Source organism: Methanomicrobia archaeon, from assembly GCA_011049045.1.
Lineage (GTDB): Archaea > Halobacteriota > Syntropharchaeia > Alkanophagales > Methanospirareceae > JACGMN01.
In genome coordinates this window covers 1-26,419 of the sequence record DSCO01000026.1, presented here as the reverse complement: position 1 = coordinate 26,419, position 26,419 = coordinate 1, and the positions used below count along the sequence as shown (strand labels likewise).

Sequence of the window (26,419 nt, the reverse complement as noted above, 5' to 3'; positions counted from 1 at the left end):
GTTCTCCACATCTGTCGTTTCTATATCGCCGAGATCTGGACTACCGTAGATCACCCGCTTCTCCCGACCCACGACTCGTCCTTTTTCTCGGATCTTCACGAGCTGACCGTAATTGAGGTGAGACTCTGCGTAATACAGTGGCAAAACAGAGGTGTAGTCGCTGTTTCCGTCGGTGAACACCTCTATCTTGTGCTCACTATCCGGAAGCCGCACTCTCTCGGATAGCTTCTCAATCATCCGCTTGCAGGTCGCTTGCGTCCATTTTCATACTGAGAACGAAACGAACAAATACGAGTTTTGCTTTACGCAGGTGTAGATCCACGCATCACCTTCTTCAGACCGAGCTGGGCCTTGACGCTCAACCTTCTTCTGTTTTTTTTAACCATCGTCCATAGCTCATCGCATTCGAACGGTGTGATACCGACATCATGGATAAAGTACTCGTTTAGCTCTTCTGCGTGTTCCGCCAGGTCCTCTAACAGCCGACCTATCGTGTCTCGGTGGTGGCCGGTGATCCGCTCGATGCTCCGAATCCCATTCTTCTCGACAAGAAGCTTGCAGATCTCGATGATTTCAGCTTCTGATAGATGCTTCCGATAGAGTGGAGTACCTTTCGTCTGCATGAAGTATGTTTCACAGTGCTTGCAATAGTACCTCCGATGACCGGTGCTCTTATACGTGCCTGACTTGATGATGTCCTTTCCCTCCTCCTTCCGATAAAAGCGGCATCTCGGGTTCGGACAAACGACCTCGATTTTTCCTCTCGGGCGAGACATATCCTCATCAAGAGGAATAATAGGTGTGACCACTATAATAAACTACCGTTTGTTAGGACAATACCTTCACTTCAAGCATGTGTGAGGTTATCCTGAATTGGGAGCGAAACAAAAAAAGAAAAAAAATAGAGTCAACTCTCTATTTTCTCTTATCCTAATTTCTTTGTATTTTAACACCCTAAAATATGTGCAACGAGAGCGGCTGGATCGGTCTTCGCTAAACCTGAAACCAAACCGCCAAATGTCCTGCCATCCACGCCATGAGCAGCTGGCATTCCTATGCACGCGGTCACATGTGCAACGAGAGCGGCTGGATCGGTCTTCGCTAAACCTGAAACCAAACCGCCAAATGTCCTGCCATCCACGCCATGAGCAGCAGGCAATCCCCCGACCATCACACAACCGGTCACATGTTCAGCGATAGCGCCAGGATAGGTCTTCGCTAAACCTGAAACCGCTGCGCCAAAATCCCTGCCAGATACGCCATGAGCAGCTGGCATTCCCCCAGCCACCAGCGCGAACGTACAGAGCAGGGCGATAACCACAAGTGCTTTCCTCATTTTCTTCTATCACCTCCCAGCGGTGGAGTCTCCCGCGTTTTTCCGTGTTGCCATCTGCAACTAAGTAGATTTTGGTACAGGGAATACTAAAAGCAATATGGTCTTCGAGTACGGACGTTATGAAGAGATGAGGCAAACAGGGTCGAATTTTGAACCTCTGCGTTGGATCACCGCCCCGCTTTTCTTCTTCACGTTGATCGCCGCCGTGCTCAGCAGCGAGCGATGCGTAGAAGCGCCGCCTGAAAGAACGTATTCGGTCACTTCTTCGTTCATACTGTAGTTCCTCTGATCCCGAAACAGCTAAATTGCCTGCAATGTGAACGGGATTTATGGTGCGTGATCGCCCTCCATGAACCTTAAAAGCCGGTTCGCTCTATCCTACACCAAATAGCAGCGCGTAACACTCTTTTTTTTACTGCCATTCATTCCTGAGTGGGAACGAAAAAGTAATATGTATGTTCTTTTCATTATACCTGCAAATAGCTGATTACTTTTGCACTGTTTTTAGTTCAGTAACCAGCGTTCGTTATCGCAGCGACCGCACAGCCTGCGGTAGTTCCGCAAGCGAGGCAAGAACACTATCAGGACGTATCGATGCGGCCTCGATATCGCTCTCGGCCGATGCACCGGTTAATACGAGGGCGGTCCTCATGCCGCTCTCAATCCCCATGAGGATATCGGTAGCGAGGTTATCGCCCACGATAAGTATCTCGTGAGGCTTCACGTTCACCGTGCTGAGAATGAGCTCACGCATAATCGTGCTCGGTTTGCCGGTGACGATCGGGCGTGTGCCACTTGCCGTCTCGATCGAGGCGACGATGGCGCCTGCGCCAGGTTTTATCCCGGTGCTCGTGACCAGGAACGGATCGGTATTGGTAGCGATGAATACGGCACCCGCTAAAATGAAGCGAAGAGCGTTCTGCAGCTTGGTGTAGGAGAATGCTTTGTCAAGACCGACGAGCACACAATCACAGTCCGCCTCGCAAACCGTCAGATGCTGCTCACGAAGTTCGGCTACCAGCCCCTGCTCGCCAATCACGTACACGCGGCTCCCGGGATACCGGTCGCGAATATACTTCGCAGCCGCATAGCCGGAGCTGATGAGCTGCTGCTCCGCGCACGCAATGCCGAGATCCCGTAACCGGCGCAGAAACTCCTTCCGTGACCGTGTCGAGTTATTGGTGAGGAAGTAAAGGTCGTACGCTTCACAGAGCGTGTCAATCGCCTCATCGGCCCCGGAAATGAGGCTCGTCCCGCGATAGACCGTGCCATCCAGATCGATAACGAGCGCTTTGAGATCTCTGGTATCCATATACGTAGATCAAACGGTACCGCCACTTATTTCTTCATTCATGTATGTCGGTGCCGCGACGATCAACGGTATCTGCTGCTGCTGGCCTGAGGTTGCCATTCGCTCAGGCAGGTGCGCCTCGTGATCGCCACAGACGAAGAGCAGCCCGTTGCGGTCGGCGACCGCGCGAATGATTTCATGCATATGCGCGTTCACCACACCCGCAGCGACCTGCAGATCCCAGCCACGATGGGCGAACCGATCAATGGAGCGCAGGTGCGTGAGCAGTAATCGTACCTCGTGCTGTGTCCTCAGTATCGAGAGCGTGTGCGCCGTTATTTCCGCGTCGTAGGCCACGATGTCCTCGCGGTTCTCAAAGCCGATGACGTAACTCACACGCCCGTCGAGCGGCCGCGCACCGTTCGTGTCGAGCACCGCAGCCGTCGGTTTGCCGTGCTCATGCAGTAGCTCCAGGATCGATTTAATCTTCGCGGTAGCTACATCCTTGCTCACCACGATCCCGTGCGCTTTGGGTGGCAGGCCGGTGAGTATGGATGCAATCGCGGGTGTTGTGTGCCTGCTCACGGGTTTACAGGCGAATATGAGTCCGCCCTGTTTAAGAAGCTGGTGAAGCTCGACGAGCTCGGGTGCGAAGTCTGTATAGACCTTCAGGTCGAGACTGTCGATCACTGCCAGAACGACAACCTGCGGTTTACGCGCGTTCATCACCTCGAGGATCTGCCGCACGGGTTGCGCCGGTGATCGCAAAGCGACCGCGAAGAACGTGGCGAGCGTGGGCGCGATCTGTAAGAGTGAGCTGGTTTGCAGGGTGAGCATAGGAAAGATACAGGGTCTCGGTTATGTTATAACACTACAGCCGGCCAATGAAGTGAGTAGTGTAGCTCTAGAAACAATGACCGAGAAGGAAGTAACCGTACCGTTGAAGGCGGGAGATGTCGCCCCTGCATTCTGCCTCCCGGATAAGGACAACCAGAACGTGTGCCTCAACGACTTTACGGGCATGTGGGTCGTGCTCTACTTCTACCCGCGTGACAACACCAGCGGCTGCACCCGTGAAGCATTGGACTTCTCAGCCGCACTTGACGACCTGAAACGCCTGAATGCGGTCGTACTGGGTGTAAGCGCCGATTCGGTCGAAAGCCACCGGAAATTCGTGGCGAAGCACCATCTATCGGTGAGGTTACTGAGTGACGTGGAACACCAGGTTCTGGCGCAGTACGGCGCGTGGCAGTTAAAGCAGCTGTACGGCAAGGAGTTCTGGGGCACGGTCAGGAGCACGGTTCTTATCGCTCCCGACGGCGTGATCGCGCATATCTGGCCGAAGGTGCAGGTGAAGGGGCACGTCGAGGCGGTAAAGCAGCAGCTTGAAGAGCTGCAGACGTGACGGAGGATCAGGTGCACTGAAGCGATGGCAGAAGCGATAGTACGTGAGGATCCGCGCTTACGCGATAAGCGCTTTGTCTTTGCGGATCGTGCGCACGCCGGACGGCTGCTGGCAGAACAGCTCCGTGACTACCAGGGTACGGAAGCCTACGTATTAGGTATACCCGCGGGTGGCGTGCCGGTAGCGGCCGTCGTCTCGGAGCGGCTACAGCTGCCGCTCGATGTGCTCGTTGTGCGGAAGATCCACATACCGTGGAACCGTGAAGCGGGCTTCGGCGCGATCTCCTGGGACGGCACGGTACGATTTAACGAGCCCCTTTTACAACACCTGCAGCTGACACCGGACGAGATCGAGCAGTGCGTCGAGGACGAGAAAGCGGAGCTCGAGAAACGGGTACGGCTATTCCGTGGTCAGAAGCCATTTCCTGATCTCCGGGACAAGACGGTCATCGTGGTGGACGACGGACTCGCTTCAGGGTTCACCATGCTCGTCGCGCTCAGTTCGGTGCGGAAGCAGCAGCCGAAGGAGCTCGTGGTTGCCGTGCCCACCGCCTCGCTGCATGCCATCCATCTGGTGCGCGAAGCGGCAGATGAAGTCGTCTGCTTGAATATCAGAACGGGCCGGCTGTTCGCCGTTGCTGATGCGTATACGAACTGGTATGATCTGGACAATGCAGATGTGGTCGCGATCTTGCAAGCATCAGAGCAGTACAGAATTTGAGCCCGTGCTGGTACGTACGTACATACCAGCGCTTCGTAGCCCGTACCTACCGCGCGGGGAAAGTTGATTACGGTGAACACGGCACGGGATTGAGAACGGTGGATCTTAGATCTCCAGTGCTTTCCCGTTATGCATCAGGTGCAGGTTCTTCCCGACGTCGTAGCCTTCCTCACTGGCGAGCTCGGCGTACGCCGCGAGCTTCTCGATCTCGCCGTGGCTGGGCACAATGTTCTCAGGCTGCAGCATCCGTATCAAATCACGATGATCCTCGCGCCGTGCATGCCCGCTGACGTGTGCATCCTTATAGATCCGCACGCCGTGCGTACGCAACCTGCGCTCGAGTATCTCGCGGTGCGCGACGTTTATCGGTGAGGGAATGGTCTCGGACGCGAAGACGACTTTTGTGTTGTTCGTGAGCGGCAATGGACTATCGATCGCCAACCGCGAGAGCACGGCGTTTGGTTCGCCCTGGTTCCCGGTAGCGATGAAGACGTAGTCGCGGCACGTGCCGCTCTCATGCACCTGCTCGAGGAACCGCTTGACCTTCGGGTAGCGGTCAACGAAGGTAACGTTATCCGGGAGGTTGATGATCCCGAGCTTCTCCGCGGTCGCGACATAGAACTTGAGTGACCGGCCGAGGAACACCGGTTTGCGGCCCATCCGCTTCGCGAACTCGCAGATGCTATGAATTCGCTCGATATGTGAAGAGAACGAGGCGAGGAAATAGGTCGAGGCGTCGGTGATCATGAGATCCTTGAGCAGCTCGCGGGCCACCGACTCGGAGGCGGACTTCCCGCCTTCTGCCACCCGGACACTTTCGACGATCAGGAGGTTCACGCCCTCGCGCCCCAGCTTCTTCAGTCGCATATAATCAGGTTTCGTATCCAGTATCGGGTAGTTATCGAACTTGAAGTCGTTCGCATACGCGACGATACCCTCGGGCGTGCGAACGGTCGCGATAGTCGCGTGGGGGATGGAGTGGGTCACGTGCACCAGTTCCAGTGCGAAATTCGACGAAAGGTCGAGGCTCTTACCGGGCTCGAGCGCTACGAGCTCCTGGCTCTTTGCCATGCCCCGAATGAGTTCGATCGTGTACCGTGTACCGATAATGGGGCAATTATACGCGCTGGCGAGCCGGTCGATGGCACCAATGTGATCAAGATGCCCGTGGCTGCAGACGATCCCAACCACGGCGTTCTTGGGGATCATCGTATCGTCCGGCATCGCGCCCATAGCGACGAGCTCACGGGTGGTGTACGCTTCCTTACCCTCCTCATCGTCCTGCAGCTTGTCCAGGCACAGCCCCATATCAAAGATCACTACTTCGTTATCTATCCGTATCGCGGTCATGTTCCGACCGACTTCTTCATAACCGCCAACTGCAATGACGTCCATGCTTTCGCGTTCCTCTTCTTAGCTGCTCTACGTTCCTGTGAATGTTCGCGCGCTATTTAAAAGTAACCCTGTCTGCTTCCTAAATTGACGTGCGTGGTATGGACGCGAGTTACGCAGGAATGGACGGGAAGGGAATGAATGCGGAGGGAGAGATTCGAACTCTCGAACCCCTGCGGGATGAGGCCCTGAACCTCACGCCTTTGACCACTCGGCAACCTCCGCTTTTACCCACCTACACACCAACTAAAAGAGCGGCTGCGATAAAGAAAAGGCTTTTGTCTTTTACCGCTCCATTTCAATGGTCTGACCATGCGGCGATCCGAACGACTGGTGGCACTGGAGAGTGATGCGATCCGGCTCTTCAAGTTCTCGATCGTAGGTGGTATCGGTGCGGTGATCAACACCGGGTTGCTCTGGCTCTTCACCGACCTCGCCGGCATTTTCTACCTCTATTCGTCCGCGATTGCCATTGAGATCGCGATCATCATGCAATTCCTGATGAACGACCGCTGGACCTTTAAGGAGCAGCGGACGACGCGCGTCGCGCAGTTCTTGAAACGCATCATCAAGAGCAATATCTGGCGCTCAGGTGGCCTCGCCGTCAATATCGGCGTGCTCTACGCCCTGACCGAGTACGCAGGGCTCTACTACCTGCTCTCGAACATCGTGGGGATCTTATGCGCCTTTCTGTTGAATTATCTCTTCGAGAGCCGGCTGACCTGGGGCGTTCACTGAGCGTGAACCGAGCGGTCAGGAGCAGCGCAGGGAAAAGCTTTATCTCAATCCGCAGCTATCTCAAACCAGAGTCAATGGCAGAAGAGAGTTACAGTGCAAAGGATATTCAGGTGCTCAAAGACCTCACCGCGGTTCGTAAGCGGCCCGCGATGTACATCGGTGACACGAGCACGCGAGGACTTCATCATCTGATCAATGAAGTGCTTGATAACAGCGTCGATGAGGCGCTCATCGGGTACTGCACCCATATCAAGGTGATTATTCACACGGATAACTCCGTGACGGTGGATGATAATGGCCGCGGGATCCCGGTGGATCTGCACGCGGAATACAACCTCCCGGCAGTGGAGATCGTCATGACAAAGCTCCACGCGGGTGGTAAGTTCGATGACAAGGTCTATAAGGTGGCTGGTGGGCTCCATGGCGTGGGCATCTCCGTGGTCAATGCACTCTCCGAATGGCTCGAGGTAGAGGTGCTGCGGAACAGCCACCGGTATTACCAGAAGTATGAGCGCGGAAAGCCGCTCGGACCCTTAGAGGAGTTGCATGTGCCCGACGCTGATTGGAAAGAGTGCGGTACGAAGGTGCACTTCAAACCGGACCTTGAGATCTTCGGGCCCTATGAGATCGACGCAGGCATACTCACAACGCGGCTGCGTGAGCTGGCATTTCTGAACAAAGGGCTTTATCTTACCCTGAAGGACAAACGGACGGGCGACGAGAAGGAGTTCCAATATGAGGGCGGTATTGCCGCGTTCCTCGACTATATCAACCGGACAAAACGCGTGCTACACGAGCCCATCCTCTTTGAGGACGATAAGGACGGGGTAAAAGTCGAGATCGGGGTCCAGTTCAATGACAGCTACGCGGAGAACATCTTCTCGTTCGTGAACAACGTGAAGACCATTGAGGGTGGTAAGCATCTCAGCGGCTTCAAAGCGGCCCTGACACGGGTGCTCAATGATTTCGGTAGGGCGAACAATCTGTTGAAGAAGGTGAACCTGGATGGTGAAGACGTTCGCGAAGGGCTCTCGGCCGTTATCAGTGTGAAGCTCCGTGACCCGCAGTTTGAGGGACAGACGAAGACAAAGCTCGGGAATAGCGAGGTAAAAGGTGTTGTGGAGTCGATTGTGCGCGAGCACATGTGGGAGTTTTTGGAAGAGCATCCGAACGATGCCGCGTCGATCATCAAGAAGGCGATGGAGACAGCGCATGCACGTGAAGCAGCGCGTCGTGCGCGCGAAATCGTACGCAAGAAGGATTTTATGGCCGATTCACTGCCCGGGAAGCTCGCGGACTGCTCTGAGAAAGACCCGGCGAAACGCGAGTTGTACATCGTTGAGGGCGATTCCGCCGGCGGCTCGGCGAAACAGGCACGTGATAAGAACTTCCAGGCGATTCTACCGATCAGGGGCAAGATCCTGAACGTGGAGAAGGCGCGGCTGGATAAGATTCTGAAGAGTGACGCGATCAGGACACTCATCACCGCGCTGGGCGCGGGCATCGGGGAGGACTTCGATCTCGAGCAGATCCGCTATCACAAAGTGATCATCATGAGCGATGCGGACGTTGACGGCGCGCATATTCGCACGCTCCTGCTCACGTTCTTCTACCGGTACATGCAGGAGCTGGTAAGCATGAACCACGTCTATATCGCGCAGCCGCCGCTGTATATGGTGAAGAAGGGCAAAGCTGAGCGGTACGCATTCTCCGACGAGGAGTATCAGAAGATACTGACCGAGCTGAACGTGATTGAGGGCGATACGGGCGTGAAGATCCAGCGCTACAAGGGTCTCGGCGAGATGAACGCCGAGCAGCTCTGGGAGACCACGATGAACCCCGAGACGCGGTGTATCAAGCGCGTGAACCTGAGGGACGCTGCAGAGGCTGACTGGCTCTTTACCGTACTGATGGGCGAAGAGGTCGAGCCGCGTCGGAACTTCATCACGGCGCACGCGCTGGAAGTGATGAATCTCGATGTGTGAATTACGTGCTAATCAACGGAGTTAGAACTGCAGGGTGTTGCAGCTTCCATAATCACGTATACGATCAGACCTATGGGCCCTGACAACCTCCGGAAAATCATGCATCCCGAACGCTTCCAGGGCTCGAAGAGCCGGCGTAACTACTTTGAGGGCTGGTACTATAAGCTCGTGGATGCCGCGGAAGAGCACGTTCTCGCCATTATCCCGGGGATCTCACTCGGGTCAACGAAGCGAGATTCGCACGCCTTCATCCAGGTCTTCAATGGCACGACAGGTGACTACGACTATTTCACGTTCCCGGTCGATGAGTTTCTTCCCGCTGCGCGAGCATTTGATCTGCGTATTGCTGCGAACCACTTTTCCGACTCTGCGCTTCGATTAGACCTTGCTCGTGGATCTGGCCACCGGATAACGGGCGAGCTCTGGTTCGATAAAGTCGTCCCCTATCCGAAACGGCTCTTCGCACCCGGGATCATGGGCTGGGCGTCGTTCGTGCCGTTCATGCAGTGCAAACACGACATGGTGAGCATGACCCACACGATTCACGGCGCTTTAACCCTGGACGCTGAACGGATCAGTTTCGAGGGCGGGAAGGGCTATATCGAGAAGGATTGGGGCTCCAGCTTCCCCAGCGCCTATCTCTGGATGCAAGCGAACCACTTCACCACCGAGGATACCGCCTTCATGCTTGTGCTCGCTCGCATTCCCTGGCTACGCCTCATCATTCCGGGGTTCGCCGCGGTGCTCTGGCATGACAAGCGCTATTACCGATTCGCGACCTACACCGGCGCGCGAATCACGCGGTTCGAGAAGGGCGCGCAGTGGGTACGATTGTCCCTCGAAGATCGGCACTTCTACCTGGATCTGGAAGGGCTGCAGGGTACGGTGGTTGCGCTTAGGAGTCCTCATGCGGGTAGCATGACCGGGCGGATCTCCGAGAGCCTCGCCTCGACCCTGAAGCTGCGGCTGTACGCGAAGCGGGGCACGGGAGACCAGCTTCTGCTCGAAGCTGAAGGGCGGCATGCGGGATTGGAAATCATGGACGACGCTGATGAACTACAGCGTATGCTGACCAAAAAGCGAGGATAACGCTACGGTCAGCGTGTGTGATGAGCGTTCAGACGGTTCGATGCGGCCGAAAGATCGCGAGCGCAGCAGGCAGGTAGAAAACGAGTAAGACCAGCAATAGGCCGATGAGGTGCAGGCCATCCGAGCCCTTCACGAGACCCTCGAGCGCATAAGCACCGATGAGCAGTAGTGAGGTGATACTGTGCGATTTGATCATTGCCAGGTTCGCCGGTACCAGCAACTGCGGGTCGTGGTGATGTGCACGGAGTATCTTCACTGACCGGTAGGTCAGGGGGAGCGCGAGGACTGCAAGGAGCGCGAACGGCGTGAGCACCTGAGATGCTACTCCCACCAGGATAACGAGGTACGTAGCCGCCCAGCTGCCGACATAGAGGTTGACCTTTTAGAGGCCGAGCACCTGAACAAATTAAAAAAGTACGTAGCCGCCCAGCTGCCGACATAGAGGTTGACCGCTGCTTGCGTGCCATACCGCGCGACCAGCGTCAATTTCCCGGCGTTCTTATCGTCTTCCAGATCAGGGATTTCGTTGATGACCACCATGGAGAAGAGCATGATGCCGCAGGGGAGTGTTGCCAGGAAGGCTTCAAGGCTGAGCTGCTGCGCCTGCACAAAATAGGAGCCGAGCCCGATAATGGGCCCGAAATTGAGAAGCAGGCCCAGTTCACCGAGTCCGCGATGCGAGAATTTGATTGGTGGTGCGGTGTAAAATATGGAGCTGAGAACGCCGATGGTCCCGAACACCAGGACGAGCAGCCCTCTTACCAGTCCAAGATACAGGCCAATTACAGCAACTCCGCAATACAGCATGATAAAGGCGTTATACATCGCGCGCGGCTTCATCAGGCCGCTGGTCAGGAGGCCGCTACCGCCGGTATACGGGTTCTTCGCGCCCGGTTTCAGCTGATCAACGGCATGTTTGAAATCGAAATAATCATCGGTCATGTTCAACGCGATGTGATTGAGCGAAACGCCCAGCATGACCAGGAAGAAGAACCATAACGAGAAGGTCTGGTCGACCGCCCAACCGACAAGCGCGCCAATCGTTGCGGGAAACATACTGGGGGGCACGAAATGGTAGCGAAAGGCTCGAAACCAGACCTTTAGCCTATCTAAAAGCTGCTCGTTCATGCTGCAAGAGTATAGTTTGTTACAGTATAAAAACGGTAACGCGGAAGAGCGATATCTTTCGACGACGGTCATCCCGAGCACCACTGCGTGGATCTGCTGGGCGCTTTCGCCGCTTTCCTCACCAGCGCGTGTAGAAGATCCTTAGGTAGGTAGTTCTGCCTGCAGTGTCGAATTCCATGACAGCGGCACGAGGCACAGGAAGATCAATGGTTAGTTAGTTAATACACAAACGCGAGCAATTGGCCACCGGTACCATTCTCGATCGCCTGCGCGTGCGATATCACCCCTTTTGACGTGGTGACAATGAGCATGCCGAAGCCCCGCGCGGGCAGCAGTCGCTTCTCCCATTCCTCAAATTCGCGCATATGGACGTAATATCGCGGCTTTATCGCGTTACAATCGTTGATCCGGCCCCGGAGTTTTACCTTGAAGTAGCCCGCCTTGCCATCCTCGATGAACTCGAACTCCTTGATGTAGCCACCATCCTGCATCACGCTCAGCACGTTCCCGATCAGCTTGGAGGCCGGCTTTATCGTGCACTCCAGCTTCCCGACTCGTTCGGTATTCTTGATATGTGACAGCGCATCTGCCAGCGGATCATTGAGTGACATGTTCCTTCCCTTCTGCTTTTACTCCCTGCGTTCTCCCGTTAATCTTAACGCCCCGGATAATAAAAATCTATGAATGAATGTGGGTAGTACAAACGTGCGATCATTCACTGCCATCTCAGCCTCAGTTAGTTAGTTAGTTATACTTCTTGAAGCCGACCTCACGCGCGATCTCCCGGAAACACTGCCGGCAGAGATAAATCCCGTACCGTCGTACCAGGCCCCGTTGCCGGCCGCACCGTCTACATGCATTCGCGCCCCGCCCAAATCGCTTCGTTCGCTCCTTTACCATCGTATCCTGATCCCGCACTCCTTATGTATCTTGCTTATCTATCTCCAGTTAGTAACGACTGATATAAATAGTTATGAAACTGGCAGTTGCGGGGAAGGGCGGTGTGGGCAAAACGACCATCGCCGGCACGCTTGCCCGGCTCTTTGCCCGGGAGGGTGAGCGCGTCATCGCGGTGGACGCCGACCCGGCTATGAACTTGAAATTCGCGCTCGGCATACCGCGGAACCCCGAACCGATCTCGGAGCTTAAAGAGCTCATCTTCGAGCGAACGGCCGCGGATACCGGCATGGGCGTCTTCAAATTGAATCCCCGGGTGGATGACATCCTGGCGAAATTCGGCGCACGGGGGCCTGATGGCGTCACGCTGCTCGTCATGGGCACGATCGAGAAGGGCGGCACCGGATGCACCTGCCCCGAGAACGCGTTTCTCCGCGCGCTGCTGCGGCATGTGCTCTTCAAGGAATCAACGGTGATCCTGGACATGGAGGCGGGTATCGAGCACCTGGGGCGGGGGACCGCACGCGGCGTAGACCTCATGCTCACCGTGCTGGAGCCCGGGATGCGCTCCGTCGAGACCGTGGCGCGTATAAAAACGCTCGGTGAGGATATCGGCATCACACGGTTCGGTGCAGTCATCAACAAAGTCACGAGCGCAGAGGTCGCTCACAGGATCGAGACGATCCTAGAGGATATGGCTATTCCCGTGCTCGGGATCGTCCCCCACGATTACGCGCTGATTCAAGCGGATCTTGATGGTAGAGCGCCGCTGGACGTTGGGGGTGCTGCGGTCGAGCAGATCAAAGCGCTCAAAGAGGCGATCGTCAGCCTGCACTGAGCTGGGTCCCGCCCAAAGGTCAGCCCACCCAGGCCAGGCTTGCTAAGTCTCTTCGGCGGCCGTGCTCGCATCGTTCTCAGACGCGGGTTTCGCGTGTTTGGAGAGAGCGACCTTAGCGGAACGTAAGACGTGCGTACCCAGCATATAGCCGCGTTCGAGCTCCTCCAGAACCATATCTTCGGGCGCATCCTCATCGAGGACCGTCATCACGACCTCATGCTTGTAAGGGTCATATTTCTCGCCCACTGCTTTGATCGGTTTCAAGCCTTCCTGACCCAGCGCCTCGAGGAGATCGAGATAGATCAGCTCTATGCCCTTGACGAACGATACCAGATCCTTACAGCTCTGCGCAGACGTAAAAGCCGCCTCCAGATGATCCAGTATGGGCAACAAGCGCTTGATCAACGCTTCGGTGGCACACTTCTCATACCGTTCGCGCTCTCGCGCGACCATCTTCTTATAGTTCTCGAAGTCTGCCTGCAGGTATTTCAGTCGGTTAAGGTACTCCTCAGCCTGCGCGGTCTTCTGCTCCAAGTCACGCTCGAGACGCTCCAGTTCCTCGTTTGAGACCCGCTTCTCTTCCGCCTCGGTCCGCTCTTCCGGTGCTTCTTCCGCTTCAGAATCCGACTGCTCGTGAGCCTTCGTCAAGGCCGCGCTCCTCCGCTCTTTACGCGTTTTACTTATGTAGCTTAGCTTAGCGTTCACCAGATAAAAAATTAGCGTGCGTCCCCCCAGCCTGCTCGCGAGACTGACGCGCGTTCCGGCGTATCGCTGGCAGTATCAGAGAAAACCGGTTATGGCCCAGCCCCTGTGTGACGCTGTCGCGCTCAGCTCACGAAGGACTCGAGTAATCCGGACTCTTATATACTGAAAGGATTAAGTAAGAACGAGCGAGCACATGGCGCCCGAGCAGAAGGATACGGATAAAAAGAGAGCGGAATACGAGGAAGGCCTCAAAAAGACGGTTGTTCCGGTCATCTTCGGCGTAGTTGCGGCTATCAGTTCGTACCTTATCGTTCCTGACCCGATATCCTCAGACGGGCTGCTCATTGCGATCCTCCTGATCCTGATCCAGAAATTCGTCTACCCGTTCATGCACACGAAATTGGAGAGCGCGAAGGATTGGCTGTATATCTCGTTCATGACGCTCTTCACCTGGTTTATGGTGTATACGTTATTGCTGAATTTCTAGCGCGAACTTCTGTGCTACATGCGTCGTCGCGATCGCGAGCGCATCTGAGACGTCATCGGGCCGGGGGATCTCTGCTAACGCGAGCACCGCTTTCACCCTGCTTGCGACCTCCTGCTTCGTCGCACGCCCATAGCCGGTGAGGTAATTCTTCACTTCTGAGGTATTATACTCGAAGATCGGCAGCTCGTGGATCGATGCAGCCAGAAGGCAGACGCCCCGCGCTTGACCCACGCTCAAAGCGGTCTTCACGTTCGTATTGAAGAAGATCTTCTCGATCGCCATTTCATCGGGCTTCGTCGCTTCGATCAGTCGAAGCAACTCGTTATAAATCCGCTTTAGCCGCTCACCGTAGGTGAACGCCGTGCTCGTCTTGATACAGCCGCAGTCAATGGAGACGAGCCGACCGTTAGAGAACTCAACGACACCCCAGCCCGTTATCGCGGTTCCGGGATCGATTCCGAGCACACGCATAACAAATAAATATGATAAGTGCTACAATATTAAAGGAGTAGAAGAAAGGAGCGAAGTAAATGACGAAAGAGGAAGGTTTAGTGGTGCCGGGCGATTTTTTAGGGACGTCCGAAGAGTTTACACCCGGCACGGGCGTGTATGATGAGAAAGGCAACATTTATGCTTCACTGATCGGCGGCGTGAGTATCAGTGATAAACGCGTAATCAATGTGGTGCCGAAGGTCTCGACGCCGCCAATGCTGCAGGAGGGCGATGTGGTCATCTGCAGGATAGAGGATCTACGGGAATCGATTGCCGTGGTGAGCATCGCCTGCATGCTGGGGCAGGAGGATCGTGAGGTCGCCTCTTCCACCCAGGGCGTCATCCACATCTCCAATGTCAAGCGCGGCTACGTGAACGAGCTCCAGCGCGAATTTGGCTTTCTGGATCTCGTGAAGGCGAAAGTGATCGATGCCCGGGCGTTACGACTCAGCACGGAGGATAAGGATCTCGGCGTGGTCAAAGCGATCTGCTCGAAGTGCAAGGGCGATCTGAAGCGAAAGGGCAATGTCCTGTCCTGTGAGCGCTGCAAGCGGGTGGAAACGCGGAAGGTCTCAGAAGATTACGGCAGAGGGCTCTTTTAACGGCGGAGGTTGAGGTGAAATGGCGGCCGAGGAAGCACCGGAGATCCGGAAAGAAGAAGAAGAAGAGGAGCAGCAGAAGAAGCTCACCATCTTGGAGCGTACTGAGGATGCCGTGCGGATGGAGATCGCCGGCGAGGACCACACCCTCTTAGCGCTCCTCACGGCCACGCTGCTCGATGATCCGCAGGTGAATATCGCGACCTATAACATACCGGAGACGCTGCAGAGCAATCCTATATTGTACGTAAAGATGAACTCGGGCGATCCGCTAGAGGCCGTGAAAACTGCTCTGCGCGCGCTTGCCGCGGCGTTTGACGAGTTTGAGCAGAAGTACAGGGCGGCAATAGTCTAGTGGTAGGACAGGGGCTTCCCAAGCCTCTAACCCGGGTTCGAGCCCCGGTTGCCGCATAACGGTAACTTCCTTGAGTACCGAACGTTTTATGAAGGAAAGCGGCATACCCTTACCGGTCCGGGAGCTAATCGTGAGGCGCGTTACGGGCAACCCAACAAACAGAAGAGGGAGATAGTGTAGTACGATAAAAATGGAACAACTGAAGCGGTACGACTTCAAGAAAGTACTGGAAGAACTGAGTCAGAAGACCGGGCGAGGCACGGAGCTCGTCTCAGTCTATATCCCGCCCGATAAGCAGGTCTCGGATGTTACCGCGCAACTCCGGGACGAGCACGGGCAGGCAATGAACATCAAGAGCAAGATCACGCGCACGAACGTGCAGAGTATCCTGGAATCGATCCTGGCGAAGTTGCGGTACGTGACCGTGAGCGAGAACGGACTGGTAATCTTCTGCGGCGCGATCGATAAGGGCGGCGACAAGACGGATATCGAGACGTATATCGTCGAGCCACCGGAAAAGATCTATTCCTTTATTTACCACTGTAATTCGAGCTTCTTCCTCGAGCCTCTGGAAGAGCTGATCGAGGAGAAGGAGAAATTTGGGCTGCTCGTACTGGATAAACGAGAAGCAACGATCGGCGTTCTGAGCGGGAAGATCGTGGAGCCGATCAAGCACCTCACGTCCTCAGTTCCCGGCAAGATCAGGAAAGGCGGTCAGTCTGCGCTACGATTCCAGCGACTCCGGGAGATAGCGACCGAGGACTTTTATAAGCGGATCGGTGAGACTACCTCTCAGATCCTGCTGCAGGAGAAAGACCTCATGGGTCTCCTGATCGGCGGCCCGAGCCCGACGAAGGAGGATTTCATCAAAGGTGCGTATCTCCATTACGAGATCCAGAACAAGATCCTCGGCGCCTTTGATGTCGCGTATACCGACGAATCAGGCCTCTATGAGCTGGTTGACGCTGCCGAGAGCGTCCTGGAGGGTATGGACCTCATGCGTGAGAAGAAGCTCATGGGGCGGTTCATGAAATACATCGGGACCGATGAATTGATGGTGACCTATGGAGAGCGAGATGTGCGCCAGAAGCTCGAGATGGGTGCGGTGGATACGCTTTTGATCTCCGAGGAGCTGGATGCGGACTTCGTCCACGAACTGGTGGAGCTGGCTGAGCTCACGGGCGCTGAGGTGGAGATCGTCTCGACCGATTTTGAGGAAGGCGCGCAGTTGAAGCGTGCCTTCGGCGGTGTCGCTGCCCTGCTGCGCTACAAAACGCACTAACTAAGGAGCTAGTGACGAGAAATGAGCCGGATCGCACGGATTCATGCTTATTTGCCTGATGGCCGCGTTAATAAGGTCAGATTTATCACCTGTGAGTGTGCGTACGTACGTCTTATTAGGGAAAGAGCGGTACTGAAAAAGCACTATGAGCGTGCATAACGTCGGTGACATTGTCCTGGTCGGCACCGGCCACGTGCTCGAGAAGAGCGTGAAGGAAGTCGAGGCAGTAATCGAGCGCGAGCAACCGGATGTCGTGGCCGTCGAGTTATGCGACGCGCGATACAGATCATTGAAGGGCGACGTGAAAGAGGTATCACCGAAGGAAATGCTCAGTGCGGGTAATCCCTTTCTGATCCTCACGCACTGGCTGCTTGCCTATGTGCAGCGGAAGATGGGCGCGGAGCTGGGGATCGAGCCGGGTGCCGATATGATGGCGGCCATGGCGAAGGCGGATGAGCAGGGCGCTGCGATCGCGCTGATCGACCGGCCGATCCAGATAACGATGCAACGATTCTGGAAGAAGATGCGACTGTGGGAGAAGCTAAAGATGATCTTCTCCATCCTCTTCTCGATCGCGAGCATGGGGGAGGACGATTCGGAGCGAGCAGGAACGGGCGGAGCACCGGTGAACGATGAGCGGGGAACGGAGAAGAAGAAGCTCGTTTCCGGCTTTCTGGGCTCGAAAGAGGAGATTGAGCTCGATCGACTGACCGACGACGATGTGGTGACGCAGCTGATGAAGGAGCTCCGCGAATTCTCGCCCGGTGCCGCTACTGCGCTCCTGGACGAACGTGACGCGTATATTGCCCGCGGTTTACTGGATCTCCGGAATCGGAGCAGCGAGAACGTGGTCGAAACGGCCACGTACCAACCGTGCGAGACGTGGGATCAGACCACCGCTCGTGGAGGTCCGAAGATCGTGGCCGTGGTCGGTGCGGGACATATAGCCGGCATCATGCAGTATCTCGGTCGCCCGGAGTCGATACCGACGAAAGAGGCTTTGTGCTCGCTCCCCCGGAAGCGGTTCGGGCTCTCGCTGAAACACCTCTTTACCCTGGGTATCGGTGTGGCCCTCGCGCTCATTTTACTCGCGCTGCTCTTCACCGATCTGTCGTTCGACGTGTTACTGCACGCATTCCTCTGGTGGTTCATCATCAACGGCGTGCTCTCAGCCGCAGGCGTGGTGCTTGCCCGTGGCCATCCGTTCTCCGCGCTGACGGCCTTTGCTGTCGCCTGGCTCACGTCATTGAACCCGTTCTTAGCTGCGGGCTGGTTCGCCGGGCTGACCGAAGCACACGTCCGCAAACCGTCACTGGAGGATGCGAAGACGATGCTGTCGGTGGAATCGGTTGGTGAGTTGATGAGCAACCGCCTATTCAAGGTCATCTTCGTCGCGGCGCTCGCGAATATCGGCAGCATCGCGGGCACCTTCATCGGCGCATATGTCGTCTGGCAGCAGCTGGGGATCGAGGTGCAGGATATCTGGATCGGACTGGAAAGCGCTTTCGGTGCACTGCTGTAACCAACCCGAGGTTTTTTTGCTGCCGCTATCTCTTTACTACAGAAACAAGGAAGGCTCATGAAGAAGATGGTTATCTGGCCGGTAAACCTGGCCGCAGGCAGGACGAAGCGTGAGGGACGGATCGTCGCACGCAGGTACGCGATCAAGTCACCGAAGGTGGAGGAGATCAGCTCTGTGGCACAGGAGCTCCACCTGGAGCCCGAGGTGGAGAAGGAGAAGGCGTATCCGAAATCGCCCTGGGACCGGAGCGGGCGCGTACTCGTCTTGAAGCGGGGGAGCAAGGGCGAGATCGTCCGTGCGATCGCGAACAGGCTCAGAGCGCAGCGTGAAAAAGCGAAGAGCGGAGGACGGTGAGCGCGTGAACCATGTTCGATTTGCACACCCATTCCCTCTTCAGTGACGGCGCGCTCGTGCCCAGTGAACTGGTCCGTCGGGCGATCGTTCAGGGTTATGAAGCGATTGCGATAACCGATCACGTGGATTTCACGAATATCGAGTTCGTACTATCGAATTTGAAGAAAGCTGAGCCTGCTGACTTGACAGACCGCGCTATCACCGTGATACGCGGCGTGGAGCTTACGCACATCCCGCCGGGAAAGCTGGAGAAGTTGGCACTGAAAGCGAAGGCGCTGGGCGCGGAACTCGTGGTGGTGCACGGTGAAACGCTAGCGGAGCCTGTGGCACGGGGCACAAACCGTGCAGCGGTGAACATCCCCGCAGTTGACATCCTTGCGCATCCCGGCCTGATCACGGATGAAGATGCGGCACGGGCGAAGGAGAACGGGATCTATCTTGAGCTCACCTCGCGGAAGGGGCACTGCCTCGCCAACGGGCACGTTGCGGCTGTGGCACGCCGTGTCGGCGCGGACATGCTGCTCAATACCGATACGCACGCACCGGAGGATCTCATTACCGACGAACTCGGTGCACGCATCCTCGCCGGCGCAGGGCTCACTCCTGAAGCGGTGATGACGGTGATGGAGAAAAATCCGCGGACCGTGCTACAGCACCTGATGCAGGGGGGACTGCAGCATGTTTAAAACGCCGGCTGAGGTCTTTGAGCAGGAACGGCGGTACATTATGCCGACCTACAGGCGCCAGCCGGTAGTCCTGACAGAAGGTAAGGGCGCGGTGGTTACGGATAGTACTGGCAAGGAGTACATCGATTGCGTTGGCGGCATTGCGGTCAACGCGGTGGGCTACTGCCACCCTGCGGTTGTACAGGCGATACAGGCGCAGGCCGCGAAGCTCATGCACGTCTCCAATCTGTATTATACGGAACCGCAGGTGCAGCTTGCGGAGAAGCTCGTCGCACTGACCGGGATGTCCAAGGCGTTCTTCTGCAACTCCGGCGCGGAAAGCATCGAAGCGGCCGTGAAGCTGGCCTGCAAGGCGACGGGTAAATCCCGTTTTATCGCGGCTCGCGGCAGTTTCCACGGACGGACGATCATATCCCTGAGTGCAACGTACGAGCCGAAATTCCGGGCGCCGTTTACGCCGCTGCTGCTGAAGAGTGTGGACTTCGTTCCGTATAACGATCCCGGAGCCATCCGAGAAGCGATCACCGCGGAGACCGCTGCGGTCATTGTGGAGCCGATACAGGGCGAGAGCGGCATACACGTTCCCTCTCCGGGTTACCTGAACGAAGTACGCGAGATCTGCACAGAACAAGACGTCTTACTTATCTTCGATGAGGTTCAGACGGGCTTTGGGCGCACGGGCGCATGGTTCGGTAAGGACCATGAGGGCGTCCAGCCGGACATCATGACGCTGGCGAAGGCGCTCGGCGCGGGCTTCCCGATCGGGGCCATACTGGCACGCGCGGGGCTCGAATTTGACGCGGGCGAGCACGCGTCGACCTTTGGCGGCACGCCGCTTGCCTGCGCGACTGCTCTGGCGTCGATACGCGTCATCGAAGAGGAGCAGCTGGTGGAACGTTCACGCGCACTCGGCGCGTATTTCCTGGGGCAGGCTCGTTCAGAGCACGGATTCGCGTTCAGCCCGGTAGTACAGGAGATCCGCGGGAAGGGGCTGATGATCGGGATCGAGCTGAAAAAGCCGTGTGCCGAATTCGTTGCGAAAGCGCTCGAGCGCGGTATATTGATCAATTGCACTGCAGATACGGTCATACGGCTGGTACCGCCGCTGGTCATCAGTAAGGAGCAGCTGGACACGGTGATCACCGTTTTGCGTGAGATACTCGAATAACTAACTGAACAGCTCGCGGTGACGCTACCGAACGAAGCCGCTGCGTGATGAGCGAGAACGAGGCCGCGATCATATAGTTATCAGTATCTGAACCGCCGTTAGGGATGGTAATGAGCATGGCGCCAGCAATAGAAAGAGGAGTCAACCGTAAATTGGTAATCGCACTCGTGCTTTTGACCGTCGCGCTCATCTCCGTCGTCTACTACAGCACGCATCGTGAGATCACTGATCCGCACGTCCTTATAGCGAAGACCGTTGACGCCTCAAAAAGGGTGGACTCCTATCGATTCGAGTTCATTACCGCTCTAACGGTGCCCGATGGAGAGGTGGTTATGCTGAGCGGCTCGGGCTGTGTGGATTACCGGACTCAGAGGATGCGCACGGCGATAACTATGCTGGACCGATCGGTGGAGATGATTCTCATCAATGATACGGCATACGTCAGGGAACCGCTCGGCGCGTGGCAGCGAGCGAACGTCACGGACCGCGCGATCCTGGTGAGCAGCTACGACCAGCTGGCGCATCAGCGCTCGATACTGACGAATGCGTCGAACATAACGATGCGCGCGGATACTGACGGGTGGCTCGTGGAGATCGTGCCCAATCGAACGGACGTGATCACGCAGCTGAACGGCGCGGGCCTTGCGTTGAGTGGCAACGAAGAGCTCCAAGATTTCGCGATTACCTACCGGATCGACCGGGGCACCTTTTACATTACGGACATAGAGAACCGAATTGAACTGGAGCTGAACATCCAGGGGCTGCTCACGCCGATCGAATTGACCAGCACCATCCGGCTGTACGGGTACCATGAGGTACCGGTAATCGAAGCGCCAGTATGCCACTAAGAACCGCCCGGTACGCTCGCAACGCTCGCGGACGGTGGTACGGTAACCTTTAAACCCTGCACGGCCCTCTCTTTTGTGAGAGTACCGGTGCGATGACCCGAACCTTCACGCTCGATCTGCACGTGCACACGAATTATTCGGTTGACGGTCACGATACGGTAGAGCGGATAATTGCGGTTGCGCGGGCGCGTGGGCTTGACGGTCTCGCGATCTGTGACCACAATACGATTGCCGGGGTTCAGGCTGCGCGTGACTACGTAACCGCTCATGACCTGGATTTCCTGATCATTCCGGGCGAGGAGGTGAGCACCGCGCAGGGTCATCTGCTCGTGCTCGGTCTCGAGGAGGTCATAGCGCGTGGCATGAGCGTGAGGGAAACAATCCGGGCGGTGCGGCACTGCGAACACGAACACGCGCAGAGCGTCCTGATCATCGCGCCACATCCCTATCATCCCTTTCGTAACAGTATCGGCAACATCTGCATACATCCTGAGATAGCGGCAATTGAGGTCTTCAATTCACGGTATTTCACGGGCATCGGGAATTGGTGGGCACAGCGAACGGCGAAGCGAACCGCTAAGATAGCCGTTGCGGGCAGCGATGCACATTCCGCCGACTGCGTTGGGCTCGCGACCGTAGCGGTGGACGCGGATGTGGAGGCCGCGCGCATGCCTGACCACCGGGCAATTATGCAGTCGCTGAAAGGGGGAAGAGTCCACGTCCAGGCCAGGGAACGAACGCCCTTCCGCCTTTATCTCTCGCAGTTGTGCAAGAAGAAACAGCGGGTGGGTTGATAGGATAGAATAGGATAGGATAGGATAGGATAGAGCATACCCCCCTCGGAAGAGCGCATAGGAGCACGTACCTATACGTCGCTTTCGGGTTTCTTCGCACCGTCACTGAGCGATCTGCCTGCACGCCTGTAACTCCTCGGGCGTATTGATATTGCGTAAGGTCGTTAACTCCGGTGCGAGTGCCCGAATTCGGGCCACCGGCAGGTAATAAACGTTCTTGAGCTGGAGCAGCACGTTGAACATCCGCTCGTTGCCGTTCGTGATCGAGTTCCGGACCGCCGCGAGCGTGGGTTCCTTCTTGTAGACCGCATGTAACGGCTCTACCATACCGTTCTCCCAGGTGGGAACGACCGCGCTGTAATTACCGCGCTCCGCTTCCGTAAAGAGCAGTTCCACCACGCGTCTGTTGACAAAGGGCATATCGCAGCCGATAACGAGCGAGTAGGGCGATGATGCACGCTCCAGGCCGGAGAGCACGCCGGCCAGCGGTCCGAAGCCACGTATAGAATCGAAGACCACCACGACGTTGTTGGGTATCTGCAGTCTGATTCGTGTGCCCTGCTGCTCATCTCGTGCGGCGATGATGATCTCATCCGCCAGGTCGGCGAGGTTGTCAATAACGTGTTGAAGGAGCGTTTTGCGGTTTAAAACGATGAAGCACTTATCGCGCGAGTTGAATCGCTGTCCCTTGCCACCTGCGAGGATGAGCACTGTTCGTTGCATTGCTACTCACGTAGTTATTAGTCCGGCGGAAGGAGGCTTATAGTTTAAATAGGAACGGAAAGCTAAAATACTATGGTCACGAATTTCCAGCGGAGTTAAGAAGGAGGAAGGGGAGAAGAGAGAGTATGGAACCACGGAACATTATATTCTCGATAGTGATGGTGTTCTCTACCTTCGTGCTCACGTATCGATTGTGGAGCAAGTATAAGGATCCCGCGATTGCGCTTTCCGCGGTGATCATCGTGGGAATGCTCGCGCTCTTGTTCCTGAGCATCGACGAGCGCCTGCGAAACATCGAGCGGGACATGAAGGAGCGAGAGCGATCAGTACGCGTGAGTATGCGGTCGGTGGAGGACGAGGTCCGGGAGAAGGTGAATGCGGCAACGCGGAAGTTAGAGGATGTGCGCGAGGACCTCATACGGAGGGGGGGGTATCGGTAAGAACCCTCCGGGCTCCACCCATTCGCGGCCTCGGCAGCCAGGCCGTAGCGTAGCGTAGCGTAGCTAGCTAGCAACTAACCAACCAACCCGCTTCTCCGCGGATCCCGCCCGCCACGCAGTCATTCAGCAATTCATTCAGTCCGGGAAGCAAGGAGAGCAGCAATGTGGAAAGAGGTAATGGCGAAGTTTGAGGGCTCGCCATCACAGAAGAAGGTCATTGAACTCTTACTGGAGCGCGGCTTCCGGGTGAGTGCAGACGGCAAAGTCGCCTCGGGCGGGATTGAAATACCCCATTCGCACATCGCGCACGAGATAGGCGTTGACCGCCGCGTCGTGGATCTGACGGTGAAACGCATCATTACCGATGCGGCGTTAAAGCGTATCTTCGAGCATCTGCGCTCGATCGCCTTCCTCATTGAGGTCGCACCGCTGTTGGGCCTGAGTGTGGTCATCATCCATCCGACGGATGCCAGGCAGGTAGGGATCATCGGAGACGTTGCGACGGTGATGGCGCAGCGTGGACTGAGCATACGGCAGGCGGTGAGCGACGATCCGTACCTGGTAGACGACCCCAAACTCACGATCATTACCGATCAGAGCGTTCCCGGAGAGCTCATTGAGGAGATCGGTAAGCTCAAGAGTGTCCGGGCTGTGCAGATCCATCCCCCGCTGTGAAAGCGACCGTAACCAGTGCACGGGCGGGCTATTCAGGTCGTGAAGGAGCGTCTGCTTTATCCGCAACGCCAGCCTCTGCAAACGTAGCCATCTGGTTCAGGACCTTGCAGGCCGCTTCTACGAGACTGATCCCCCAAGCAGCGCCGGTGCCTTCACCGAGCCGCATATCCAGAGCGAGCAACGGCTTCAGACCCAGGTAATCGAGCACCACCCGATCTGCTGGAGATGCGCGGCGATCAGGTACTCGTTAGCTGTGGGCTCGAGCGCGCAGGCAATGAGCGCCGCCGTGGTGGCTATGAAGCCATCAATAACGACCGGAATCACCCGTGAGGCCGCAGCGAGTATGACGCCCGCCATACCGCCGAACTCACAATGACGATATGGTCGCGACGGCACTGGAGCTCTACGTGCGCGTAGACGGTGATGAAACGGATGACGCAGTGCTCAGGACGCGTTTTGCAGAGACGATTAGAAAAGAGTGCGGTGACGTGAACGTGTCGTTGTTGCTTGCTGCGGCACTGCATGCGGACGAGGAGGGGATCAGAACGGGCCGCGGCGGTGAGCTCGGCGCGCAGGACGCAGCCTGCGTGGTGGCCGACGAGCTCTTCGGGCTCGATATCGCGGAATACATCGGTGGCAAGAAGGCGATGTTCAATTTCGTCTATTACGATACCCGGAAGCCGGGCATCCTAAAGGAGTTGGGCGTTTTCATGGACGATGCGATCGGCGGCTTGATCGCGGGCTGTATGACAAAGATACTGGGATAGTGTAATAATCCGTTACACAAGAAGCGTGAAATAAAAGGTTGGTCGAATACTAATAGAAAAAGGTTTCAGATTGACCGACATCTGGTTGGTCCAGACTCATGCTGACCGAAATATTTGTATTGATCCTCCGTTCGATAGGATAAATAGACTTGCGTTTGGTTATTCCAGGCTCAAATCGGTAAATTTTCAGTTCTTTTTTAAAATGGGTGAGTTTCAGTCCTAAGAACATTGCGGAGAACGTGCAATGTGTTTCTAACAGAGTTACCAAAAAAAGTAGCGTATTTGTTAGTAATTGTTCCCAGTTTTAAAAGTTTATAAAGGGGACCGATAGTCTTATCTGGATGGATACGAAGAACTGGGCCCTCGAAGAATATCGTAGATCAGCGGCATGGGGACTTACTTGTTCGGTAGACCTAAAGGGCTGTGACCCTGCGTTAATCAGGAATGCAGGAGCAATAAAAGACTTTGTCGTGAAGCTCTGTGAGCTCATCGAGATGAAGCGATATGGTGAGACCCAGGTCGTGAACTTCGGGGAAGACCCACGGGTTTCTGGTTTTTCCATGATCCAGCTGATTGAAACGAGCCTGATATCGGGCCATTTTGCAAACCAGACAAATGCAGCCTATATCGATATTTTTAGCTGTAAATACTATCCGCCAGAAACGGTTGCTGCGTTTTGCAAAGACTTCTTCAAGGCAAAGAGCTATATGCTCAACGTGAACTTTAGGATTTAAGGCACTTCTCCACGTTTGGGAACACCACTTACCGGGATAGGAAGATTTCCAGGGTGAAAACCGTCAAACCACATGTCCACGCCTCCATGCAAGCACCTGTGGGCAGGTTCTCAAACTTCTCCGTAACGTAACTAGCGATTTCTTCGTCAAGAGGCATGGTAACGCGAAAAATCATTGAAGAAGACGCTATGTATGGTAGTGCAGAATTTTATCCTATTTGTTCATCTATCTATCTATCTATCTATCCGCGGAAGCAAACTGTTCGATCTTCAACCCCGCCCCTCCGGTTCGTACCGGCATGGCGAGCGCGCCTTCAAGCTCCATCGCTGCCCGTATCTTCGCTTCGTTCCGTCCGGGCAGCACCAGCACCGAGCCGATACCACCCAGCTCGTCCGAGCCGCCAGCGCCCGTCACTTTCGCGCCCAGCGCACCCAGTGACTGTGCCACCTTCACGAGACTGCTCAACCGGCGCGGCACCACCCCGATCGCATCCAGCAGCCCGTGATTGCTGTTCAGCAATACGCCCAGCTTTATTGTATCGCCCGCTTCGAGCGCCTGGATCGCCTCCACCGTCAGCTCATCGGCCGCGTTGCTTATGGCCTCGAAGATAGCAGGGAAGTGCTCTTTACGCGCTCGCACACCAGCAACCAGTGCTTTGGTCTTCAAGCTGAGATCACTCGCCTTTGCCGTGCCCATACTCAGCGGTATGCTATCCACGCACCCGACGAGCAACTGCAACGCGGGTAACTGCACGTGCTGCACCGTGCCCTGCTCCACGAGCACGTACCCGCCGTGGGTCGCGATGGCGGTATCGATCGGGCTCGCAGCACCCTGCACCCGGAGTTCCACCGCGTGCGCGTCGCTCCGTATGCGCTCGAGATCGCTACCGACGCCGAAGTACTCCTTGAGCGCCGCAACGGTCGCAACGGAGGTCGCGGCAGAGGAGCCCAGACCTGCCGAGAGCGGGAT

33 protein-coding genes, 2 tRNA genes and 1 pseudogene are annotated in these 26,419 nt (G+C 56.1%); 21 read left to right on the top strand and 15 right to left on the bottom strand.

Annotation, left to right across the window (positions count from 1 at the left end; all coding sequences use genetic code 11):
* Positions 1-302: 302 nt before the first annotated feature.
* The 4 genes from ENN68_02855 to ENN68_02840 all read right to left on the bottom strand — a co-directional run bounded on the left by ENN68_02855 (position 303) and on the right by ENN68_02840 (position 3,464).
* Positions 303-776, bottom strand: a complete 474-nt coding sequence (locus tag ENN68_02855; protein ID HDS45028.1) for a hypothetical protein — start codon at positions 774-776, stop codon at positions 303-305.
* 170 nt (positions 777-946) lie between these two features.
* Positions 947-1,336 carry a hypothetical protein gene (locus tag ENN68_02850; protein ID HDS45027.1) on the bottom strand — a complete coding sequence of 130 codons (390 nt, stop codon included), beginning with the start codon at positions 1,334-1,336 and terminating at the stop codon, positions 947-949.
* A 526-nt stretch (positions 1,337-1,862) separates the two neighbouring features.
* Complete coding sequence (locus ENN68_02845) at positions 1,863-2,648, bottom strand: HAD-IIA family hydrolase (protein HDS45026.1); 786 nt, start codon at positions 2,646-2,648, stop codon at positions 1,863-1,865.
* 9 nt (positions 2,649-2,657) lie between these two features.
* Complete coding sequence (locus ENN68_02840) at positions 2,658-3,464, bottom strand: hypothetical protein (protein ID HDS45025.1); 807 nt, start codon at positions 3,462-3,464, stop codon at positions 2,658-2,660.
* Positions 3,465-3,540: 76 nt separating this feature from the next.
* On the opposite strand from ENN68_02840, the gene ENN68_02835 reads away from it, so the two are divergent.
* Together ENN68_02835 and ENN68_02830 are read left to right on the top strand one after the other, a co-directional pair.
* The gene (locus ENN68_02835) at positions 3,541-4,032 is read left to right on the top strand and encodes a peroxiredoxin (protein ID HDS45024.1); all 492 of its coding nucleotides are present in this window, start codon (positions 3,541-3,543) and stop codon (positions 4,030-4,032) included.
* Between the two features lie 24 nt (positions 4,033-4,056).
* Entirely contained in the window at positions 4,057-4,752 is a 696-nt protein-coding gene (locus ENN68_02830) for a phosphoribosyltransferase (GenBank protein HDS45023.1), read from the top strand.
* 105 nt (positions 4,753-4,857) lie between these two features.
* Here ENN68_02830 and ENN68_02825 read toward each other — a convergent pair whose 3' ends face one another.
* Together ENN68_02825 and ENN68_02820 are read right to left on the bottom strand one after the other, a co-directional pair.
* The gene (locus ENN68_02825; protein HDS45022.1) at positions 4,858-6,147 is read right to left on the bottom strand and encodes an RNase J family beta-CASP ribonuclease; all 1,290 of its coding nucleotides are present in this window, start codon (positions 6,145-6,147) and stop codon (positions 4,858-4,860) included.
* Between the two features lie 139 nt (positions 6,148-6,286).
* Positions 6,287-6,369 (bottom strand) — tRNA-Leu (locus tag ENN68_02820).
* Positions 6,370-6,456: 87 nt separating this feature from the next.
* Between ENN68_02820 and ENN68_02815 the strand changes: the two genes are divergently transcribed.
* From ENN68_02815 to ENN68_02805, 3 genes are all read left to right on the top strand, one after another.
* Positions 6,457-6,882 carry a GtrA family protein gene (locus ENN68_02815; protein ID HDS45021.1) on the top strand — a complete coding sequence of 142 codons (426 nt, stop codon included), beginning with the start codon at positions 6,457-6,459 and terminating at the stop codon, positions 6,880-6,882.
* 74 nt (positions 6,883-6,956) lie between these two features.
* On the top strand, positions 6,957-8,867 hold the full coding sequence (gene gyrB / locus ENN68_02810) for a DNA topoisomerase (ATP-hydrolyzing) subunit B (GenBank protein ID HDS45020.1): 1,911 nt from the start codon (positions 6,957-6,959) through the stop codon (positions 8,865-8,867).
* A 72-nt stretch (positions 8,868-8,939) separates the two neighbouring features.
* Entirely contained in the window at positions 8,940-9,956 is a 1,017-nt protein-coding gene (locus tag ENN68_02805) for a hypothetical protein (protein ID HDS45019.1), read from the top strand.
* A gap of 28 nt (positions 9,957-9,984) precedes the next feature.
* Here the strand turns inward: ENN68_02805 and ENN68_02800 are convergent, their stop codons facing one another.
* From ENN68_02800 to ENN68_02785, 4 genes are all read right to left on the bottom strand, one after another.
* On the bottom strand, positions 9,985-10,287 hold the full coding sequence (locus tag ENN68_02800) for a hypothetical protein (protein HDS45018.1): 303 nt from the start codon (positions 10,285-10,287) through the stop codon (positions 9,985-9,987).
* Positions 10,278-11,156 carry a prenyltransferase gene (locus ENN68_02795; GenBank protein HDS45017.1) on the bottom strand — a complete coding sequence of 293 codons (879 nt, stop codon included), beginning with the start codon at positions 11,154-11,156 and terminating at the stop codon, positions 10,278-10,280. The genes ENN68_02800 and ENN68_02795 overlap by 10 nt, the downstream gene beginning before the upstream one ends.
* Before the next feature lie 146 nt (positions 11,157-11,302).
* On the bottom strand, positions 11,303-11,695 hold the full coding sequence (locus ENN68_02790; protein ID HDS45016.1) for a 30S ribosomal protein S8: 393 nt from the start codon (positions 11,693-11,695) through the stop codon (positions 11,303-11,305).
* A 133-nt stretch (positions 11,696-11,828) separates the two neighbouring features.
* On the bottom strand, positions 11,829-11,984 hold the full coding sequence (locus tag ENN68_02785; GenBank protein ID HDS45015.1) for a 30S ribosomal protein S14: 156 nt from the start codon (positions 11,982-11,984) through the stop codon (positions 11,829-11,831).
* 73 nt (positions 11,985-12,057) lie between these two features.
* Between ENN68_02785 and ENN68_02780 the strand changes: the two genes are divergently transcribed.
* Positions 12,058-12,819, top strand: coding sequence for a cobalamin biosynthesis protein CobN (locus ENN68_02780; GenBank protein HDS45014.1), 762 nt, complete (start codon positions 12,058-12,060; stop codon positions 12,817-12,819).
* Between the two features lie 42 nt (positions 12,820-12,861).
* On the opposite strand, the gene grpE is transcribed toward ENN68_02780, so the two are convergent.
* The gene (grpE, locus tag ENN68_02775; GenBank protein ID HDS45013.1) at positions 12,862-13,554 is read right to left on the bottom strand and encodes a nucleotide exchange factor GrpE; all 693 of its coding nucleotides are present in this window, start codon (positions 13,552-13,554) and stop codon (positions 12,862-12,864) included.
* 163 nt (positions 13,555-13,717) lie between these two features.
* Here grpE and ENN68_02770 point away from each other — a divergent pair, with 163 nt between their 5' ends.
* Entirely contained in the window at positions 13,718-14,011 is a 294-nt protein-coding gene (locus ENN68_02770; protein HDS45012.1) for a hypothetical protein, read from the top strand.
* Here the strand turns inward: ENN68_02770 and ruvC are convergent.
* Positions 13,994-14,482 (bottom strand): crossover junction endodeoxyribonuclease RuvC, encoded by a 489-nt coding sequence (gene ruvC, locus ENN68_02765; GenBank protein HDS45011.1) that lies wholly within the window; start codon positions 14,480-14,482, stop codon positions 13,994-13,996. The two genes, ENN68_02770 and ruvC, sit on opposite strands and share 18 nt — an antisense overlap.
* A gap of 59 nt (positions 14,483-14,541) precedes the next feature.
* Between ruvC and ENN68_02760 the strand changes: the two genes are divergently transcribed.
* The 10 genes from ENN68_02760 (at position 14,542) to ENN68_02715 (ending at position 22,111) form a co-directional block, all read left to right on the top strand.
* Positions 14,542-15,105 carry an RNA-binding protein gene (locus ENN68_02760; GenBank protein HDS45010.1) on the top strand — a complete coding sequence of 188 codons (564 nt, stop codon included), beginning with the start codon at positions 14,542-14,544 and terminating at the stop codon, positions 15,103-15,105.
* 19 nt (positions 15,106-15,124) lie between these two features.
* Positions 15,125-15,457, top strand: a complete 333-nt coding sequence (locus tag ENN68_02755; GenBank protein ID HDS45009.1) for a DNA-directed RNA polymerase subunit L — start codon at positions 15,125-15,127, stop codon at positions 15,455-15,457.
* Positions 15,443-15,513, top strand: a tRNA-Gly gene (locus ENN68_02750). The genes ENN68_02755 and ENN68_02750 overlap by 15 nt, the downstream gene beginning before the upstream one ends.
* A 134-nt stretch (positions 15,514-15,647) precedes the next feature.
* Entirely contained in the window at positions 15,648-16,739 is a 1,092-nt protein-coding gene (gene prf1, locus ENN68_02745; GenBank protein HDS45008.1) for a peptide chain release factor 1, read from the top strand.
* A gap of 145 nt (positions 16,740-16,884) precedes the next feature.
* Positions 16,885-18,261, top strand: coding sequence for a TraB/GumN family protein (locus ENN68_02740; GenBank protein HDS45007.1), 1,377 nt, complete (start codon positions 16,885-16,887; stop codon positions 18,259-18,261).
* Between the two features lie 57 nt (positions 18,262-18,318).
* Positions 18,319-18,615 (top strand): signal recognition particle protein Srp19, encoded by a 297-nt coding sequence (locus ENN68_02735; protein ID HDS45006.1) that lies wholly within the window; start codon positions 18,319-18,321, stop codon positions 18,613-18,615.
* 11 nt (positions 18,616-18,626) lie between these two features.
* Entirely contained in the window at positions 18,627-19,301 is a 675-nt protein-coding gene (locus tag ENN68_02730; GenBank protein HDS45005.1) for a histidinol phosphate phosphatase domain-containing protein, read from the top strand.
* The gene (locus ENN68_02725; GenBank protein HDS45004.1) at positions 19,294-20,469 is read left to right on the top strand and encodes an acetylornithine transaminase; all 1,176 of its coding nucleotides are present in this window, start codon (positions 19,294-19,296) and stop codon (positions 20,467-20,469) included. The genes ENN68_02730 and ENN68_02725 overlap by 8 nt, the downstream gene beginning before the upstream one ends.
* A 116-nt stretch (positions 20,470-20,585) precedes the next feature.
* Positions 20,586-21,317 (top strand): hypothetical protein, encoded by a 732-nt coding sequence (locus ENN68_02720; GenBank protein HDS45003.1) that lies wholly within the window; start codon positions 20,586-20,588, stop codon positions 21,315-21,317.
* A gap of 92 nt (positions 21,318-21,409) precedes the next feature.
* Entirely contained in the window at positions 21,410-22,111 is a 702-nt protein-coding gene (locus tag ENN68_02715; protein ID HDS45002.1) for a PHP domain-containing protein, read from the top strand.
* A gap of 102 nt (positions 22,112-22,213) precedes the next feature.
* Here the strand turns inward: ENN68_02715 and ENN68_02710 are convergent, their stop codons facing one another.
* Complete coding sequence (locus ENN68_02710; protein HDS45001.1) at positions 22,214-22,834, bottom strand: molybdenum cofactor guanylyltransferase; 621 nt, start codon at positions 22,832-22,834, stop codon at positions 22,214-22,216.
* Between the two features lie 125 nt (positions 22,835-22,959).
* Between ENN68_02710 and ENN68_02705 the strand changes: the two genes are divergently transcribed.
* Both ENN68_02705 and ENN68_02700 read left to right on the top strand, forming a co-directional pair.
* Positions 22,960-23,274 carry a hypothetical protein gene (locus tag ENN68_02705; GenBank protein HDS45000.1) on the top strand — a complete coding sequence of 105 codons (315 nt, stop codon included), beginning with the start codon at positions 22,960-22,962 and terminating at the stop codon, positions 23,272-23,274.
* 162 nt (positions 23,275-23,436) lie between these two features.
* Positions 23,437-23,949 carry an amino acid-binding protein gene (locus ENN68_02700; protein HDS44999.1) on the top strand — a complete coding sequence of 171 codons (513 nt, stop codon included), beginning with the start codon at positions 23,437-23,439 and terminating at the stop codon, positions 23,947-23,949.
* 28 nt (positions 23,950-23,977) lie between these two features.
* Here ENN68_02700 and ENN68_02695 read toward each other — a convergent pair.
* A pseudogene (locus ENN68_02695) lies at positions 23,978-24,306 on the bottom strand (hypothetical protein).
* A gap of 23 nt (positions 24,307-24,329) precedes the next feature.
* On the opposite strand from ENN68_02695, the gene ENN68_02690 reads away from it, so the two are divergent.
* Together ENN68_02690 and ENN68_02685 are read left to right on the top strand one after the other, a co-directional pair.
* On the top strand, positions 24,330-24,716 hold the full coding sequence (locus ENN68_02690) for a phosphatidylglycerophosphatase A (protein ID HDS44998.1): 387 nt from the start codon (positions 24,330-24,332) through the stop codon (positions 24,714-24,716).
* Between the two features lie 341 nt (positions 24,717-25,057).
* Entirely contained in the window at positions 25,058-25,450 is a 393-nt protein-coding gene (locus tag ENN68_02685) for an S-adenosylmethionine decarboxylase (protein ID HDS44997.1), read from the top strand.
* A gap of 237 nt (positions 25,451-25,687) precedes the next feature.
* Here ENN68_02685 and ENN68_02680 read toward each other — a convergent pair.
* Positions 25,688-26,419 (bottom strand): hypothetical protein (locus ENN68_02680; protein HDS44996.1); only part of this gene is annotated, 732 nt, incomplete at its 5' end.